Annotated in this window: 16 protein-coding genes and 1 riboswitch; of the genes, 8 read left to right on the plus strand and 8 right to left on the minus strand. The window is 73.5% G+C overall.

Annotated elements, in window-relative coordinates:
• Positions 1-3: 3 nt before the first annotated feature.
• The 7 genes from ACLQ3K_RS22900 to ACLQ3K_RS22930 form a co-directional block, all read right to left on the minus strand.
• Positions 4-732 (minus strand): (2Fe-2S) ferredoxin domain-containing protein, encoded by a 729-nt coding sequence (locus ACLQ3K_RS22900; protein WP_426001772.1) that lies wholly within the window; start codon positions 730-732, stop codon positions 4-6.
• On the minus strand, positions 729-1,706 hold the full coding sequence (locus tag ACLQ3K_RS22905; RefSeq protein WP_426001774.1) for an ABC transporter substrate-binding protein: 978 nt from the start codon (positions 1,704-1,706) through the stop codon (positions 729-731). Before ACLQ3K_RS22905 ends, ACLQ3K_RS22900 begins: the two co-directional genes overlap by 4 nt.
• Before the next feature lie 44 nt (positions 1,707-1,750).
• A riboswitch (cobalamin riboswitch) is annotated at positions 1,751-1,867 on the minus strand.
• A gap of 1 nt (position 1,868) precedes the next feature.
• Positions 1,869-3,356 (minus strand): ABC transporter ATP-binding protein, encoded by a 1,488-nt coding sequence (locus ACLQ3K_RS22910; protein ID WP_426001775.1) that lies wholly within the window; start codon positions 3,354-3,356, stop codon positions 1,869-1,871.
• Positions 3,353-4,231: a hypothetical protein gene (locus tag ACLQ3K_RS22915; RefSeq protein WP_426001776.1), complete on the minus strand. Its 879-nt coding sequence runs from the start codon at positions 4,229-4,231 to the stop codon at positions 3,353-3,355. The genes ACLQ3K_RS22910 and ACLQ3K_RS22915 overlap by 4 nt, the downstream gene beginning before the upstream one ends.
• A complete protein-coding gene (locus tag ACLQ3K_RS22920; protein ID WP_426001777.1) occupies positions 4,228-5,073 on the minus strand; it encodes a hypothetical protein in 846 nt (281 codons plus the stop codon). Before ACLQ3K_RS22920 ends, ACLQ3K_RS22915 begins: the two co-directional genes overlap by 4 nt.
• Positions 5,070-6,068: a hypothetical protein gene (locus ACLQ3K_RS22925; RefSeq protein WP_426001778.1), complete on the minus strand. Its 999-nt coding sequence runs from the start codon at positions 6,066-6,068 to the stop codon at positions 5,070-5,072. Before ACLQ3K_RS22925 ends, ACLQ3K_RS22920 begins: the two co-directional genes overlap by 4 nt.
• Entirely contained in the window at positions 6,038-6,634 is a 597-nt protein-coding gene (locus tag ACLQ3K_RS22930; protein ID WP_426001779.1) for a hypothetical protein, read from the minus strand. Before ACLQ3K_RS22930 ends, ACLQ3K_RS22925 begins: the two co-directional genes overlap by 31 nt.
• Positions 6,635-6,826: 192 nt before the next feature.
• Between ACLQ3K_RS22930 and ftsY the strand changes: the two genes are divergently transcribed.
• Entirely contained in the window at positions 6,827-8,398 is a 1,572-nt protein-coding gene (gene ftsY, locus ACLQ3K_RS22935) for a signal recognition particle-docking protein FtsY (RefSeq protein ID WP_426001780.1), read from the plus strand.
• A 74-nt stretch (positions 8,399-8,472) separates the two neighbouring features.
• Here the strand turns inward: ftsY and ACLQ3K_RS22940 are convergent, their stop codons facing one another.
• Positions 8,473-9,327 (minus strand): alpha/beta hydrolase, encoded by an 855-nt coding sequence (locus ACLQ3K_RS22940; protein ID WP_426001781.1) that lies wholly within the window; start codon positions 9,325-9,327, stop codon positions 8,473-8,475.
• Between the two features lie 149 nt (positions 9,328-9,476).
• On the opposite strand from ACLQ3K_RS22940, the gene ACLQ3K_RS22945 reads away from it, so the two are divergent.
• The 7 genes from ACLQ3K_RS22945 (at position 9,477) to ACLQ3K_RS22975 (ending at position 16,653) form a co-directional block, all read left to right on the plus strand.
• Positions 9,477-11,177 carry an AMP-binding protein gene (locus ACLQ3K_RS22945; protein ID WP_426001782.1) on the plus strand — a complete coding sequence of 567 codons (1,701 nt, stop codon included), beginning with the start codon at positions 9,477-9,479 and terminating at the stop codon, positions 11,175-11,177.
• Between the two features lie 9 nt (positions 11,178-11,186).
• Complete coding sequence (locus tag ACLQ3K_RS22950; RefSeq protein ID WP_426001783.1) at positions 11,187-12,731, plus strand: FAD-dependent monooxygenase; 1,545 nt, start codon at positions 11,187-11,189, stop codon at positions 12,729-12,731.
• A 42-nt stretch (positions 12,732-12,773) separates the two neighbouring features.
• Positions 12,774-13,466: a TetR/AcrR family transcriptional regulator gene (locus tag ACLQ3K_RS22955; protein ID WP_426001784.1), complete on the plus strand. Its 693-nt coding sequence runs from the start codon at positions 12,774-12,776 to the stop codon at positions 13,464-13,466.
• Positions 13,467-13,638: 172 nt separating this feature from the next.
• Positions 13,639-14,409, plus strand: a complete 771-nt coding sequence (locus tag ACLQ3K_RS22960; RefSeq protein ID WP_426001785.1) for a maleate cis-trans isomerase family protein — start codon at positions 13,639-13,641, stop codon at positions 14,407-14,409.
• Positions 14,410-14,438: 29 nt separating this feature from the next.
• Complete coding sequence (locus ACLQ3K_RS22965) at positions 14,439-15,149, plus strand: VOC family protein (protein ID WP_426001787.1); 711 nt, start codon at positions 14,439-14,441, stop codon at positions 15,147-15,149.
• Positions 15,146-15,391: a hypothetical protein gene (locus ACLQ3K_RS22970; protein ID WP_426001788.1), complete on the plus strand. Its 246-nt coding sequence runs from the start codon at positions 15,146-15,148 to the stop codon at positions 15,389-15,391. The genes ACLQ3K_RS22965 and ACLQ3K_RS22970 overlap by 4 nt, the downstream gene beginning before the upstream one ends.
• Positions 15,388-16,653, plus strand: coding sequence for an alpha/beta hydrolase (locus tag ACLQ3K_RS22975; RefSeq protein WP_426001789.1), 1,266 nt, complete (start codon positions 15,388-15,390; stop codon positions 16,651-16,653). Before ACLQ3K_RS22970 ends, ACLQ3K_RS22975 begins: the two co-directional genes overlap by 4 nt.
• The last annotated feature ends 1 nt before the right edge of the window (position 16,654 follow it).

Raw genomic sequence — 16,654 nt, forward strand, 5'->3', positions numbered from 1 at the left:
CCGCTACAACCCCGGACTGCGGTCCGAATATTCCGCGGACCGTCGGGCCTCGGAGCGTTCCCGGGGGAGCAGGAGATGCGCGGCGCGCTTCTCGCGGATCAGGTGCGCATCCACCAGGTCCGGGACGTCGTCGATGGTGACCCGCCCGTACCAGGCGTCGTCCGGCTGGACCGTGACGACGGGAGCGTGATTGCACGGAAACTGGCACCCGGTGACCGTGACCAGTGCGTCGTCGTCGCCCAGGCCCGCGCGACGCAGCTCGTCGCCGAACGCCGAGGTCAGCGCCGACGCCCCGAGCGCGGAGCAGCGCGGGCCGCGGCAGATCAGCACCTGGTGCCGGTGCCGCGGCACCTCCTCCCACGCCGCCGAATGCAGGGGCGCGGCGTCGTCGGTCATCGGGGCGCCGCCCGCGGCGATCGCGGCCGCGAGCAGGTCGCGGTCGGGTTCGGCCAGCAGCTGCGGGGCGAGGCGCAGCGTCGGCGCACCGTCGTAGCCCCGGAGCCAGTGCGCGGCCACCCGGCGCAACCACGACCGCTTGGGGCCGGGCTGCGCCCAGCCCGCGCCGATGAGCAGGACGTCGGAGGCGCCGCGGTCGGCGACCGCGGTGAGCACGTCGACCAGCGCCGGATCGTGGACCTGGAGGAAGGCGGGCTCAGCGGCGGCGCTGTGGGCGAGGGCGGTGAGGCCGTCGGGGTCGACGCCGGCGGACATGCCGACGAGGATCGCGGTCACGGCAGCGCCCGGATGCCGTCGGCGACGCGCCGCGCACCGTCGAGCAGGCGGACGCCGGAGGTGGTCTCCGAGAACGGGATCACGACGAAACGGTTCTCCCGGACGGCGCGCAGCTGGCTCAGGGCGGGGTCCTTGCGGGCCTGGTCGATCCGGTCCTGCGCGGGGTGTCCCGCGGTATCGGCCACGACGATGACGTCGGGGTTCGTACCGACCACGTTCTCCAGGGAGACCTCGGCCCAGTTGCCCGGCAGGTGGGCGAAGACGTTCACGCCGCCGACCGACTCGATGAGCAGCTGCGGCGTGCCCTTGCCGGCGCCCACGTTGAGCCCGGACTGCGCGCCGTAGTCCCACCAGAAGATCCGCTGGCCGCGCGCCGCGCCCTTGAGCGCGGCGCTGCCGAGCTCGTCCTTCTGCGCCGCGACGAGTTTCGCGGCGGCGTCCTCGGTGCCGAAAGCCTGGCCCGCGGCTGTCAGCTCGTCCCAGATGAGGTCCCATGAGGCGCGCTCGGGCTTCTTGGCGCAGCCCGCCGGGGCGAGGAGGGTGGCGATGCCCTGGCCCTGCAGCCGCGCGCGGTCGCCGGCGTTCTTCTCGCTGAACGCCGAGTTGTACGAGCCGTAGACGAGGTCGGGCCGCACCGAGAGCATCTTCTCCTGCGTGGGGTACTTGGCGGCGAGCACGGGGATCCGCGCGTAGTCGGCCTGGAAGCGGGGTGCGACCGCGTCGTCGAGGTACGCCGTGCCCACCATCCGGTCGGCGACGCCGAGCGCGAGGGCGACCTCGGTCGCGCCCTGGTTCATGGTCACGATGCGTCGCGGTTCCGCCGTGACCTCCGTGGTGAAGTCGCAGGTGGTGACGCTGACGGGGAACCGCTCGGAGGGGCTCGCCGCGGGGGTCGACGGTGCGGTGCCGCACCCCGTGAGGAATGCCGCCGCGACGGACAGGGCGAGGGGTGGGACGAGGGCGCTGGGCCGCATGGGTCGGACTCGATTCGTCGGCCGCTCCGTGCGCGGGGGCGGCGGTGGACAGCTGCGAGTCGGCGGGTATCGGACTCGAAGCCGCTTTCGCCGCCTCACACCGTTGCGCGCCAGTCCCGGATTCCCACCGGGTTCCCCATGTCCGACTCGAGCGTGACGCTATCAGGCGGTCCGGGGCCCGCGTCGCGCCGCGGCGAGCGCTCCTGCGGAGGCGACGGCGGTCCACGCGGCGAGGATCGCCAGCGAGACCCAGGGCGACCAGGTCGCCGTGTTCGCGGGCACGCCGATCGTCGCGATCTGAGAGCTCGTCGCGGGGAGCCACGCCGCGAGCGACCGCCCGAAGGGGAGCGCGGGCACCGCGATCGCCTCCACGAGGAACCACCAGCCCAGGACGGCTCCGACGGCGGCGGTCGTCGACGACGCCACGTGCCCGACGGCGAGACCCAATACCGCGAGCAGCGCGCCCGCGACCGGCGCGATGACGAGCAGCCGCAGGACCTCCCCAGCGGGCGAGGGCAATCCCGTGATCGCGGCGACCACGACGGCCGAACCGGCACCTGCCAGCCCCGCTCCCGCACCGCCCACCGCCGCGATCAGAGCCTTCGAGCCGTACCCGAGCAGCGGGCGCGGGATCAGGATCCGGGTGAGGGCGAGCGTCCCGTGGTCCCGGTCGAGCCCGATCAGGAGCGCCCCGGCGACGGCGATGAGCGCGCCGCCCACCAGCCCGAGGCCGTAGCCCGCAGTGGTCACCGAGGCGTCGTGGAAGACCGGCGCGAAGACGCCGACGACGACGGCCACCGCGAGCGCGACGGCCGTCGCGCCGCCGAGCGCGGCCCGGAAACCGCGGGAGGTCAGCGCCTTCCGGGCCTCGGCCGCCACCGACCGGCGGGCGACACCGCGCGGTTCGACGGCCTCCGGCGCGGGTGCGGGAGCCGCGGCCTCGTCGTCGCCGGTGAGCCGGAAGTAGAGCGCCTCGAGCCCGGAACGACCGGGTGACGAGAGCTCGACCAGCTCGGCCAGCGGGGCGTCCGCGACCACGCGCCCCTCGTGCAGCGCGACGATGCGGTCGGCCGTCTGCTCGAGCTCGCTGAGCAGGTGCGAGGACAGCAGCACGGTGCGGCCGTCGTCGGCGAGCGCCCGCAGCGTCCGGCGGATCCACGCGATCGCCTCGGGATCCAGTCCATTGACCGGCTCGTCGAGCACGATCACCGGCGGATCGCCGAGGACGGCGCCCGCGATCGCGAGTCGCTGGCGCATGCCCAGGGAGAAGCCGCCGACGTCGCGATTCGCGACCCGATCGAGGCCGACGAGGTCCAGCGCGGCGTCGACCCGGGCGTCCGGTAGGCCGATCGCGGCCGCCATCCACCGCAGGTGCTCGCGCGCGGTGCGGGTCGGCGCGGCCCAGGCCGCGTCGAGCAGCACGCCGACGGTCGTGCCGGGATTCGCGAGCCGGTCGTACCGCTGACCGTCGATCGTGACCGTGCCGGACGAGGGCCGCTCGAGACCGGCGATGAGACGCAGGGTGGTCGACTTCCCGGCGCCGTTCGGGCCGATCAGTCCCGTGACCTCGCCCGACGGTGCCGAGAAGGTCACGTCCTCGACGGCCACCGTCGCGCCGTAGCGGACGGTGACGCCGGAGAGTGCGATCACCGCGGCGTCGCGGCGACGGCCGGGCCGGTGGGCTTCGCGGGCCCGGCCTTCGTCGGCACTGCCTTCGCGGGCCCGGGCTTCGCCGCCGCCGGACCGCCGCCCTTGCCGCTGGCCGCGAGCTCGGCGAGCGCGGCCAGGCCGCCGGTGGCGATGGGGGACCACTTCCCGGTCTGCAGGCCGGTGAGCACCTGGTCCTCCCAGGCGACGAGGCACGCGGCCGCCGGGGTGGCGGCGAGCTCCTGGAGAGCGGGGGCGAGGTCGTCGCCGGCCTTGGTGAGCGCCTCGATCACCTTCGGGCGGTACTGCGCGTACAGGGGCTTGATCGCGTCGTAGACCGCCTGTTCCGCGGCGTTGAGCGCGCGGACGGGGCCGGCGAGGGCGGGCTGCGACTGCTCGATCACGGGCTTGATCGCGGCGAGGAAGGGGCCGAACAGGCTGAGGATCGGATCGTAGGCCTGGCCCGCCGCGAAGGCTTCGTCGGTGAAGGCGCCGGCGGCGGGCGCCAGCAGGATCAGCGAGGCGAGGCCGCCCTTCTCCCGCGGCTTCGGCCAGCCGAGCGGGCATTGGATGTCGGCGGGGTTCACGCCCGGAACGACGGTCGAGATCGCCCCCGAGGTCGCCGCCGAGCCGGAGGGCTTAGCCGAGCCGGAGGGCTTCGCCGGGCCGGACGGGGTCGCCGCACCGGAGGGCTTGGCCGCCGAGGGCGTCGCCGGTCCCGAGGGTTTCGCCGCCGCGCTCGCCGACGCGGGGGAGCTGCCCGGCGACGGGGCGGGCTTGGGCGTGGGCGCGGCCGCCGCGGTACCGGCGACGGGGACGGTCACGGCCAGCGCGGCGGCGACGGCGGTGCGGGCGAGCGCGGGCGGGATGCGGGTCATGGGGCCTTCTTCGGTGCGGAGGAGTGGGCGGGGGCGGTCGAGCCGGCCGCGGTGGGCGGCGGTCCGGGTTCGAAGACGCCTTCCAGGTGCCAGACGCCGGTGAAGTCGTTGAACGGGCCGCCCTGGATGTGGCTGGTCCAGTCGAGGGTGAAGCGCCGCGTCGCGGGGTCGAAGGTGCCGGTCGCGGTGGGGCCGTCGGCCTTCGCCGCTGCGGGCTGCGCGAGCCAGCGCTGCGAGACGACGTCCCAGGCCTTTCCGACCTGCTCCTGGCCCGCCGCGGCGGCGTCGGTGCGGGGCACTGGCTTCGGCGCGCCCTGGTTGAACTCCTGGTTGTTCCAGGAGGCGGCCCAGGCGGAGACGTCCGCGGTCAGCTTCGTCCCGGTGCGCGTCACCGACGGCGCGGGCAGCGCGGCGCGCGTCTGCGGATCGACGGCGTTCGTGGAGATCCCGAAGAGCACGTCGAAGAACTTCGTCGGCGTGATCACCGAGCCGGACAGCGAATCGCCGTTGCGGAAACCGGGTTTCGCCTCGGACTGGTAGGCGCCGGTGCGGAGCCCGCCCGCGGTGCCCGGCTTCAGGGCCGTCACGCGGCCCTCGTCGATCGGCGAGTTGGCGTTGTTGACGAACGGCCCGTCGGCGGTTCCGCCGACGATCGCCATCTTGAAGTACGTGCCCGTCGGCTTCCCGTCGGCGAAACCGCCCGGCGTGAACCGGAACAGCCCGACGAGCTGCTCGGCGACCTCGGGCTGCGCCGGCGCCGCGGTGCTACAGGCGGATGCAGCCGCCGCGACGGCCACCAGTGCGAGAGCGAGGGACCGTCGGGAGATCGGACGGGATGTCACGGCAGGACCTTTCGTCGGGTCCCCAGCACGGCGCCCCCGACGGCGAGGCCCAGGACGAGCTCCGCCCAGGGCAGGGCCGCGAAGGTGCCGCCGGGGACCGGCAGGACGGCGTTGGTGGAGGCCAGCCGCCGGTAGTCGGGGAGGTTGTCGTTGATCGCGCCGGTGAGCGAGGCGAGATCGGAGGACACCGTCTGCCAGGAGGTGGTGAAGGCCCGGATCTCGGGGGTGCGGCGGACCGTCGTGCCGCGGTCGATCTCGCCGACCGCGCCGACCAGCGCGAGGAAGTCGCGCTGCAGGCGCACCACCTGCTGCTCGGTCATGATCGGCGCGAACCGGTCGACCACCCGGCCGGCGGACGGCGCACCGGCGACCAGGCCGGAGGCGAACGGGTGGACCACCAGCGCCACCGCGCAGAGCGCCGCGGCGGCGGTCGCCCACCGACGCGGCGGGGCGGACCGGGAGCGGAGCAGGACCGCCCCGGCCACGGCCAGCGCGATCCCGACCAGCAGGAGCAGTTGGGGGAGCGTGCTCAGGCCGCGGATCCGGGCCAGCGCGTCGACGTCGGGCTTCGCCGCCCGCGCCGACGCGAGCAGCTCCCGGGCGTTCGCCTCGACGTCCGCGGACCGGTTCGCGTAGTCGACGGTCCGCGGCGCCGCCGCGAGCCTCCCGGCCGCGGCCTCCGCGCGGGCGGCCGCGCCGAACCGGGCGATCGCGTCGACGTCCCCGTCGAGCCGGGCGAGGGACTCGTCGGTCAGGTGCGGTGCGAAGGCGTCGAGCATCTTCGTCGCGCCCGCCGTCGTGGTGGGGAGGCCGCCGGCGACGGAGCCGAGGGCGAGGGCGATGCCCGCGATCAGCAGGAACCAGGCCGGCCATCGTCGGGCGGCGGGGAGCGCCGCGGTGCGCGGGGGCGCGACGGCGCGCAGCCGGGGGACGCCCCCGAGGAGCGCCGCCGCGCCGGGTGCCGCTACTTGCTGTACGTACCGGTGAGATGCCACAGGCCGGTGAAGTTGTTGAACGGTCCGCCCACGATCTGGCTGGTCCACGTGATCGAGTAATTGGAGCCGTTGATCGTGCCGGTCACGCGGCTGGTCTTGCCGGGGAGGCCGCCGCCGGGCTTCGGGGCGCCCTGGTTGAAGACCTGGCCGTTCCAGGCGACGCCGAACGCTGACAGGTCGCCGGACAGCGACGAGCCGTTGCGTGTGATGGTCGGGACCGCGGTCGCGGACCCGGTCTGCGGGTCGGTCGCCTTCGTCGAGGTCACGAAATCCGAGCCGAAGAAGGTGCGCGCCGCGGTGACCTGCCCCTGGTAGGAGCCGGAGGTCAGCGAACCGGACAGCGGCGTGATGGTCTTGTCCGAGTTGGTCGAGTTGCCGTTCGCGAGGAACGGGCCGGACGCGGTGCCGCTCGGCAGGATCATCCGGAAGTACGAACCGGAGTCGATCGAGAAGGTGCCCGTGAGGGTGTCGGCGTTCGCCGCGGGGGTGGCGACGGCGGTGACCGCCGCTGCGGCCGTCACTGCCAGGGCGGCGCCGAGGGCGCGGCGGGAGAAGGTGGTGCGCATGGGGCGATCTCGCTTTCGTCAGGAGGTGGAGGAGCCCGATGGAAGCTGAACGCTAGTTGCGGTCGTACGGTCCGCGAAGAGTTCCGATCACCGCGATCCGGGATACGTGATCTCGATCGCGTCGGGGTCCGGTGGTCGGTCGGTCGCGACGGGCGCCCCGGACGGGACGGGCACGTTGACTAGAGTCGTGGCGTGAGTACTTCGGCCATCGCCATCATCATCGCCGTCGTCGCCGTCCTCGTCGTTCTGACGGCGCTGGCGACCGGCCTCTACCTCAACAAGCGACGGCGCGTCTCGCTCAAGGAGGAGACGGCCGAGCCCAAGAGCCTCGACAAGTCGGGCGGGTACAAGGCCGGCGGTGGCTTCACCTTCAGTGAGGGCACGCGCGAGGCCGAGCCCGCGCCGCTGGTGCCGAAGGCCCCGCCCGCCCCGAAGACGGTGCCGGCGCCCGACGCCGCGCCGCACGTGTCCCTCAAGGACCTGCAGGAGTCGCGCGAGCAGGAGGCCGCCGAAGCGGCGCAGGCGCAGGCCGACGCGCGCCTCGCCGAGGCCGAGGAGATCGACCCCGGCATCGCGAACGTCGCGCCGTCCGCGCCGACGGAGATCGAGCACATCGAGGACGAGGCGCCGGAGGCGGCGCCCGAGGCGCCCGCCGAGACGCAGACTCCCGCAGCTCCGGCCGAGACCGAGGCTCCCGCCGCGCCGGCGACTCCGGCCGAGACGACCACCGCGCCTGAGGCGACCGCGCCTGCGGCGCCGGTGGAGCCCGCTGCGCCGGAGGCGCCGGTCGAGGTGGAGGCCCCCGCCGAGGCGGCACCGTCGGCCCCGAAGCTGGACGAGATCGCCCCGACGGAGGGGCGTCTGGACCGGCTCAAGGGCCGGCTCGCGCGCTCGCAGTCGACGGTCGGCGCGTCGCTGCTCGGCCTCCTCGGCGCGGGCGACCTCGACGAGGAGTCGTGGGAGGAGATCGAGGACACGCTGCTCCTCGCGGACCTCGGCACCCCCACGACGATGGCCGTGGTCGAGAAGCTGCGGGACCGCATCGCGACGCAGGGCGTCTCCAGCGCTGCCGAGGCGCGCGCACTGCTGCGCCAGGTGTTGATCGAGGAGCTGCACCCCGAGTACGACCGCAGCATCAAGGCCCTGCCGCACGCCGGCGCACCGTCGGTGCTGTTGGTGGTGGGCGTGAACGGCACCGGCAAGACCACCACCACGGGCAAGCTGGCCCGGGTGCTCGTGGCCGACGGCCGGCGCGTGCTGCTCGGCGCCGCCGACACCTTCCGCGCCGCCGCGGCCGACCAGCTGCAGACCTGGGGCGAGCGCGTGGGCGCAGAAGTGGTGCGAGGCAAGGAGGGGGCCGACCCCGCCGCCGTCGCCTTCGACGCCGTCGCGAAGGGCACCGAGGAGGGAGTCGACGTGGTGCTCATCGACACCGCCGGCCGCCTGCACACCAAGACCGGCCTCATGGACGAGCTGGACAAGGTCAAGCGGGTCGTGGAGAAGAAGGCCAAGGTCGACGAGGTGCTGCTCGTCCTGGACGCCACGATCGGCCAGAACGGCCTCGCGCAGGCGAAGGTCTTCGCCGAGGTCGTCGACATCACCGGCGTCGTCCTCACCAAGCTCGACGGCACCGCCAAGGGCGGCATCGTCTACGCCGTGCAGCACGAGCTCGGCGTGCCGGTGAAGCTCGTCGGCCTCGGCGAGGGCGCCGATGACCTCGCCCCGTTCGAGCCGGCGGCCTTCGTCGACGCCCTGCTCGGGTAGGGCACGCGGCCCGTCGGGCCCGCACACGACAGCGCCCCGCGCCGGAGGATCCCGGTGCGGGCGCCGTCGTCGGTTCAGGAGATCGACCGCTCCACGAAGTCCAGCTGGGCCAGCGTGTACTCGCGCGCGCAGCTGTGCAGCTCGATGGAGTGGCCGACGCCGCCCATCACGCGCACGTCGATCGGGCCGGCGGTGAAGTGCCGGGCCAGGGCCGCCCGTGCCTCGTCGTCAGAGCGCCAGATCTTGTCGTGCTCGGCGAAGGTCACCTGGACCGGCGCGGTGACCGACGCGCCGACGGCGGGGAGGCGGTCGGCCCAGTCCACCACGTCGCAGAGCTCCGGCATCGGCATCGGGCGCAGCAGCTCGGCGTCGCGGGCGACGTGCGCGGGCGTGAACGACCCGTCGGGTCCGAGCATGACGCCGGCATGGGCCTCCGCCGGCAGCGCGATCGCGGGAGCGTCGCCGCGCAGGCCGCCCCACATCTCGCGGATGCCCGGCTGCCACAGCTCGCCGAGCCCGCTGATCTCCACGCCCGCGGGTGCTTCGGCGGTCTTGGTGGCGGTGAGCAGCGCGAGCATGCCGCCGATCGAGTGGCCGACGAGCACCGTCGGCAGGTCGTACTGCGCGCGCAGCGCGTCGACAGCGGCCGCCAGGAGGGTGGACTGCTCGTCGAAGCCGAGCCGTTCCGCAGGGACCGTCGCGCTGCCGCCGTAGCCCGGTCGGTCGATCGCGACGACCGTGTACCCGTGCTCCGGGGCCAGGGCGAGCAATGAATCCGCGCCGACGTGGAAGTACTCGGAATCATAAGTGCCGCCGTGGATCGCGACGATCAGGGCGCGCGGATCGCCCGGCGCCTCCGCGACGCGTGCCGCGAGCGGAACGCCTGCGGCGTCGATGGTCGTGGAGGAAACTGCGGAGGTGGTCGTCATGATGCGGTGCTCCTTGGATGGTCGACGCGGACGGTTGACGGCCGGCGTTCGCGAGTGAGGTTACGCCGATGGTGAAGTTTCGTCGGCAATGTCAAGAAAACTCCGCCGACCCCTTGTGTGTCAACAGTCACGTTGATAAATTGACGAACATGTCAGAGAACGATGTGCAGTCCCCAGCCCGCTCGGCGCACGAGGCCGGGTTGGTCTCCTATCCCGACGAGTATGTCGCCCGCTACCGGGCGGACGGTCTGTGGCGCGGCAGGTCGCTGCCCGACGAGCTGACCGACGCGCTCGCGCGGTTCGCCGACCGTCCCGGCCTCGTCACGCCGGAGGTCCGGTGGACGCACGGCGAGTTGCTCGGCCGGGCGCGGGCGTTCGGCGCGGGCCTGCTCGCGGGCACCGACCTGGAGCCGGGCGAGCCGGTGATGTTCCAGATGGGGAACGTGGCCGAGACCGTCGTGGCCTACCTGGGCGCCCTGATCGCGGGACTGCGCCCCGTGTGCACCCTGCCGCAGCACGGCGAGCGCGAGATCGGCCTGCTCGCGCAACACGTCGGCGCCCGCGCGACGATCGTTCAGGCGGACCACGGCGCGGGCGAGACCCTGGCCGTCGCCCGCGCGCTGCACGAGTCCGGCGCCCTGCCCGTGGTCGTCGTGGCCCGCGGGGACGCGATCGGCGACACCCCCACGCTGGAGCGACTCTCCGAGCTCGGCGCCACCGCCCCCGCGCCGCCGGCGGTGGATCCCGCGCAGATCGCCGTCTTCCAGCTCTCCGGCGGCACCACGGGCCTGCCCAAGGTGGCGGCCCGGCAGCACGAGGAGTACGTCCACAACTCGCTCGCCTGGGCGGAGGCGCTCGGCTACGACGGCGACACCAAGCTGCTGTACCCGCTGCCCGTGATGCACAACGCCGGCATCGGCCTCGCGGTGCAGCCCGCGATCCTCGCCGGCGCCCAGCTGGTGCTCGCCCCGTCCGCGCGGACCTCCGACCTGCTCGACCTCATCGCCGCCGAGCGGCCGACGTCGCTGCCGCTGGTCCCGCCCGCCGTCGCGGTGCGGCTGCTGGAGGATCCGCGCAGCCGCACCACCGATCTCACGTCGATCGCGGACTTCGTGGTCGGCGGACAGGCGCTGCCCGAGGAGGTCTCGCAGCGACTGCGCGACGAGCTCGGCATCGCCGTCCGGCAGATGTTCGGCATGGCCGAGGGCATGTTCCTGGTGACGCCCGGCGGCGCGGGCGAGGACGTGCGGCACCACAGCGTGGGCGCACCCGTCTCGCCCGCCGACGAGGTGCGGATCGCCGAGGTGGGCGGCGACGATCCGGTCGCGCCCGGCGAGATCGGCGAGTTCTGCGCCCGCGGTCCGTACACGATCCGTGGCTACTACCGCGCCGACCGGCACAACCGCGACTCCTTCAGCGCCGACGGCTTCTACCGCACCGGTGACCTCGCTCGCGCGCACGTGATCGGCGGCGTCACCGTCTATTCGATCGAGGGGCGGATCAAGGACGTGATCAACCGCGGCGTCGAGAAGATCCACGCTGAGGAGATCGAGGAGGTCATCCTGCGCCACCCCGACGTGGTCAGCGCCGCGCTCGTCGCGATGCCCGACCCGGTGCTCGGCGAGCGCGCCTGCGCCTACCTCATCGTCGACGACGGTGCCGAGGCCCCGACCGTCGCGACCCTCGGCGAGTTCCTGCTCGGCCAGGGTCTCGCGAAGTACAAGCTGCCCGAGCGGATCGAGGTCGTCACCGAGTTCCCCCTGTCCAACGTGGGCAAGGTGTCGAAGAAGGACCTCCGCGAGCGCATCGCGGAGCAGCTCGCCGCCGACCAGTCCGCCACCGCCCGATAGGAGACCGCCATGACTTCTCATACCACCCCCGGCCGCACCGTCGCGATCATCGGCGGCGGCCCCGCCGGCCTCGCCGCCGGGCGCCTGATCAAGCTCGCCGACCCGAACGCCCTCGTCACCGTGTACGAGCGGACCGACAGCAGCAGCGAGACCTTCGGCTTCGGCGTCGGGCTCACCGAGGCCACGATGAACAACCTCGCCAAGGTCGACCCGCAGACCGCGGACCGGATGCGCGAGGTCAGCCACGGCGGCCACTCGCTCGTGCTGCGCACCGACGCCGGCGACGTGGGCCTGCACGGCGCGCGGAACCTCGCGATCGGCCGGGCCGCGCTCCTCGAGGTGCTCACCAAGGCGGCGCTCGAGGTGGGCGTCGAGATCCGCAGCGGTGTGAAGGCCGGCCTCGGCGACGTCTCGGCCGACGTGATCGTCGCCGCCGACGGCGCGCGCAGTGCCGTCCGCGACGCCGTGGCGGACGGGCTCGGCGTGCACGTCGACTACGGCCGACTGCACTTCATGTGGTGCGGGACCGATTTCGCCGTCGACAACGCCAACTTCACCTGGCGCGGCGAGGGCGACGAGCTGTTCGTGGTCCACGCGTACCCCTACGCCGACGACCGAAGCACCTTCCTGATCGAGGCCGACGACATCACCTGGGAGGCCGCGGGGCTCGCGGCCAACGCAGCGGCGACGCCCGCAGGGGAGTCGGACACCGCGAGCCTGAGGCACCTCGAGCGGGTGTTCGCCCGCGAGCTGAACGGCGGTGAGCTGCTCGCCAATCGCACTCGCTGGGCGCAGTTCCCGACGGTGACCCTGGACCGCTGGTCCAGCGGCAACGTGGTGCTGATCGGCGACGCGGCGCACACCGCGCACTACACGATCGGCTCCGGCACCAAGCTGGCGATCGAGGACGCCATCGCCCTCGCCGCCGCGCTCGCCGCGCACGCCGACACCGACGCGGCCTTCGCCGCCTACGAGGCCGCCCGCCGCCCCTCGGTGCAGCGGTTCAAGCACCTCGCCGCGCGTTCGCAGAACTGGTGGACCAGCTTCCGCGACCGCGCCGGCGCGGCGCCGGAGGCCACTGCGCTGTCGTACATGACCCGGGCGGGGAACCTCGGGATCGAGCACTACGCGGCCGAGTTCCCGGAGGCGGCGGCCGTCGCGCTGCGCGGCCTGGGCGCCGAGCCGGCGGGGGACTGGGGCACCGTCGACGACTGGGTGCTGGACCTGCCGCTGGAGACCGAGGCGCTGCGCGCACCGTCGAAGGTGATCGGCGTCGAAGAACTCCAGGACGCGACCCGGGTCGAGTGGAACGGCGGCGCGGCCTGGGAGGCCGGGCACGACGCCTTCGTCGCGGACGCGGCCACCGCCCCGGGCCCGGTGGTCGTGGTGGGCGGACCGTCGGACCCGGCGGCGGTGGGGGCGCGGATCGACCTGGCCGAGCGGATCCGCTGGGCCGGCAAGACCGTGGTGGTGGAGGTCCCGGACGCGCTGCGCGCCGAGGCGGCCGCCGCCGTCGCCGTGGGGCGGGCCGACGCGGTGGTGCTCACGGCATGAGCGTCCCGGCGGCCGGCCGCGCCGCGGGATAGGGTCGTCGACATGTCGACAGTGGAGAGACCGGGCCGCGGATCGCGGCGGCGGGATCTGATCGTCGGGGACGTGCTGGACGCGGCGACGGACCTGTTCGCGGTCAAAGGGTACGACGCGACCAGCCTGCAGGACATCGCCGACGCGGTGGGGGTCTCGCGGCCGGCGCTGTACCACTACCTCAGCAGCAAGGAGGACCTGCTGGTCATGCTCGTCGAGCGGGTCTCCAAGGATCTCGCCGACGTGATCGAGGAACTGCGCAACCGGTCGGACCTGGCGCCGACGGAGAAGATCACGCTGCTCACCGAGCAGCTGGTCCAGCAGCGCGCCGAGCACCCGAGCCAGTTCCGGATCCTGGACCGTTCCGAGATGATGCTGCCGGAGGAGGCGGGCGCGGTGCACGCGCGCGCCAAGCGGCAGGTGCTGCGCGAGACGATCGCGATCATCGAGGAGGGCGTCAAGAAGGGGGAGTTCGTCCCCGTCGACGCCCGCACCGCGGCGCTGAGCCTGCTCGGCATGTGCAACTGGGTGGCCTGGTGGGCGCGGCCCGCCGACGCCGTCGAGGTCAAGGCCATCGTGGACACCGTCGCCGCGCTGGCCCGGCGCATGCTGTGCGTTCCGGAGTCCGGCGACGGGGCCTCGGGGCCCGCCGGGCTGCTCTCGGAGATCCGGGACCGCCTGGACCGCCTGGAGCCCCTGATCTGACGCCCGCTCCCACAACCGAACACACGCACTCGCCCGGCCGCATCGGCCGGGCGAGTGGCGTTTCTCGGGCCGGTTCGTGACGGCGACGTAGACATGTGAACATGAGTGTTGACAATTTTACGAAGGCGTCGAATACTGGAAGGGAACGACGAACCACACGCAGAGGAGCACCATGAGCGCCAAGCCCATCCGGATCGGACTGGTCGTCCCCAGCTCGAACGTCACCGTCGAGACCGAGATGCCGCGGATCCTCGGCCGGCACCCGGAGGAGACGTTCACCTTCCACTCCAGCCGCATGCGGATGCAGAAGGTCTCCCCGGAGCAGTTGCGCGCCATGAACGCCCAGCGCGAGCGCTGCGTCATCGAGCTCGGTGACGCGGGCGTCGACGCGATGCTCTACGCCTGCCTCGTCGCGATCATGTCCACCGGCCTCGGCGAGCACCACGGCGTGGAGGCGAAGATCGCCGAGCAGCTCTCGGAGGGCGGCAGCGACGCCCGCGTGCTCTCCAGCGCCGGCGCCCTCGTGGACGCCCTCAGCGACATGGGCGCCACGCGGATCGCCGTCGTCACCCCGTACCTGCGCCCGCTCGCCGAGCAGGTGATGGCGTACCTCGAGCACGAGGGCCTGACGGTGACCGACTGGCGCGCCCTCGAGGTGGCCGACAACGCCGAGGTCGGCTGCATCCCCGGCGACCGCGTCATGGAGGCCGCGCGCGGCCTCGACCTCACCGGCGTCGACGCGCTCGTGCTCTCCGCGTGCGTCCAGATGCCCTCGCTCGACCTGGTCCAGGCCGCCGAGGACGAGTTCGGCATCCCCGTGATCACCGCCGCCACCGCCGGCGCCTACCGCATCCTGCGCTCCGTCGGCGCCACCGTCGACATCCCCGGCGCCGGCTCGCTGCTGCGCGCCGATGCCGCCGCCCCGGCCGCCGCCGGCGCCTGACCCCACCCGCCACCGGATAAGGAGAAGACATGTCCGCCAGCACTTCCGAGCACCGCGTCCAGGGCGTCGACCACGCCGCCTTCCCGACCTTCGACCCCGTCGGCACCGTGAACTTCTACAACGGCGTGCTCAAGTTCCCCATCGTCCACTCGATCTGCGCCGCGGGCTGGGGCCCCGAGAACCACCCCGACTTCATCCACTTCTTCTTCGACATCGGCAACGGCGACCGGATGGCGTTCTTCTACTACTTCGGGCTCGAGCCCTTCGGCGACCAGAGCGCCCCCGGCGACTCCTGGGCGCGCCTTCCCCAGGGCACGCCCGAGTTCTTCAAGAACTCCCGCCACCTCGCCATCCACGTCGACGGCGAGGAGGACCTGCTGGAGTACCGCCGCCGCCTCGACGCCTCGGACTGGCCGTGCGAGATGCAGGTGATGCACGAGACCATCGAGTCGATCTACACCCACGATCCCAACGGCTACATGATCGAGATCACCCGCGCCCTGCGCCCCGTGACGCCCCAGGAGGACCTGGACGCCGCCCTCACCCTGGAGGCGCTGTGCGACGTGGTCTCGGGCGGCGCACCGTCGATGGACGCGCTCCTGATGCGCAAGGCCGAGCTGATCGTGGAGAAGGCCGAGAGGTGGGAGGAGCGGCAGCGGGAGCTGGCCGGGCTCGTCGCGACCGGCGATGCGACCGGCGACGCCGCGTGGAACGCCGACGAGGAGGCCGAGGTCCGATGAGCCGCATCTACGTCCTCGACGTCCCCGAGAACGAGGGCGTCCTCAAGGTCACGGGCGCCGAGCCGCGCAACGAGATCGTGCGGGTCGGTCCGTACTTCCGGATCACCCGGCCGGAGGAGATCGCGATCGATCGCCGCGCCACCGGCTGCCGGCACGCCGTCTGGTACAGCGCCCTCGCGGGCCTGGAGGACTCGCGCGTCGCGCAACACGACAAGGACGCGCTCCGGGTGGTGGACCGGTGACCACCGCCGAGCGCGCGGGCGCCGCCACCGGCCTCGGCGCGGGCCGCTACCTCGACGCCGAGGCCGTGCCCGACGGCACCGTCACCACCCCCGTCGAGCTGAGCACCGTCGACGGGGCCAAGGTCTCCGGCCTGCTCCGCACCGTGCCCGGCGCCACCGCCGTCGCCTTCCTCATGCACCCCCGGCAGGACTTCGCGCACCACGTCCTGGTGCCCGAATTCCTGCGCCGCGGCGTCGCCGTCTGGACCCAGGGCAGCCGCACCCAGGGCAACGACCTGACGCTGCTGCACGAGCAGGCGCTGCTCGACATGGCCGCCGGCCACGCCTTCCTGCGCGACGAGGGCTTCGGCACCGTGATCGCCGTCGGCCACTCCGGCGGCGGCGCGCTGGCCGCCTTCTACCTGGAACAGGCCGGCCTGCCCGCCCAGGAACGGCTCGCACGGACCCCGAGCGGCAAGCCCGTGAAGCTGCGTGACGCGCGGATGCCCGCACCCGACCTCGCGGTGTTCATGGCGCCGCACCCCGGACAGGGCGAGCTGCTGCTCCGCATGATCGACCCGTCGGTCGCCGACGAGGACGACCCCCGTTCGATCCTGCCCGAGCTCGACCCCTTCAGCCCGGACAACGGCTACGCGCCCGCGCCCGCCCCGAGCACCTACCCGCCCGAGTTCGTGCAGCGCTACCGTGCGGCGCAACGCGCGCGGGTGGAGCGGATCGACGCCCTCGCGCGCGAGCGGGTGGCCCGCGCCCGCGCCGCCCAGCAGCGGTTCGCGGAGTCCGGCGACCCCGCCGACCGCCGCGACGCGCTGGCCACCGAGTTCATCACGGTGCACCGCACCGACGCCGACCTGCGCTGCACCGACCCGTCGCTCGACCCGAACGACCGGCCCTACGGCTCGCTGTTCGGCTCCCGGCCCGACCTCACCGACTACGGCGTCGTGGGCTTCGGGCGCCTGACCACCCCCGACGCGTGGCTGTCCACGTGGTCGGCGCTCAGCAGCAACGCCGGCTTCCTGCGCTGCGCCCCCGCCGTCACCGTGCCGACCCTGTTCGTCGAGATCACCGGCGATCAGGCGTGCTTCCCCGACGACGCCCGCGCGATGGTCGCGGCGTTCGGGACCGACGACGTCGAGCACGTACGGGTGCGCGGGAAGCACTTCGGCGCGGCCCTCACGGCGGGCGAGCGGACGGCCGCGGCGCTCGCCGGCGATGAGATCGAGCGCTGGCTCGGGGCCCGCGGGATCGGCACCGCGGGCGCATAAT

This window comes from Tsukamurella sp. DT100 (assembly GCF_049844855.1).
Classification (GTDB): domain Bacteria; phylum Actinomycetota; class Actinomycetes; order Mycobacteriales; family Mycobacteriaceae; genus Tsukamurella.

Coding starts and splice junctions, on each gene's coding strand:
- ACLQ3K_RS22905 (WP_426001774.1), bottom strand. CDS start 1,706: ATGCGGCCCAGCGCCCTCGTCCCACCCCTCGCCCTGTCCGTCGCGGCG.
- ACLQ3K_RS22915 (WP_426001776.1), bottom strand. CDS start 4,231: ATGACCCGCATCCCGCCCGCGCTCGCCCGCACCGCCGTCGCCGCCGCG.
- ACLQ3K_RS22930 (WP_426001779.1), bottom strand. CDS start 6,634: ATGCGCACCACCTTCTCCCGCCGCGCCCTCGGCGCCGCCCTGGCAGTG.
- ACLQ3K_RS22940 (WP_426001781.1), bottom strand. CDS start 9,327: ATGACGACCACCTCCGCAGTTTCCTCCACGACCATCGACGCCGCAGGC.
- ACLQ3K_RS22945 (WP_426001782.1), top strand. CDS start 9,477: ATGTCAGAGAACGATGTGCAGTCCCCAGCCCGCTCGGCGCACGAGGCC.
- ACLQ3K_RS22950 (WP_426001783.1), top strand. CDS start 11,187: ATGACTTCTCATACCACCCCCGGCCGCACCGTCGCGATCATCGGCGGC.
- ACLQ3K_RS22955 (WP_426001784.1), top strand. CDS start 12,774: ATGTCGACAGTGGAGAGACCGGGCCGCGGATCGCGGCGGCGGGATCTG.
- ACLQ3K_RS22960 (WP_426001785.1), top strand. CDS start 13,639: ATGAGCGCCAAGCCCATCCGGATCGGACTGGTCGTCCCCAGCTCGAAC.
- ACLQ3K_RS22965 (WP_426001787.1), top strand. CDS start 14,439: ATGTCCGCCAGCACTTCCGAGCACCGCGTCCAGGGCGTCGACCACGCC.
- ACLQ3K_RS22970 (WP_426001788.1), top strand. CDS start 15,146: ATGAGCCGCATCTACGTCCTCGACGTCCCCGAGAACGAGGGCGTCCTC.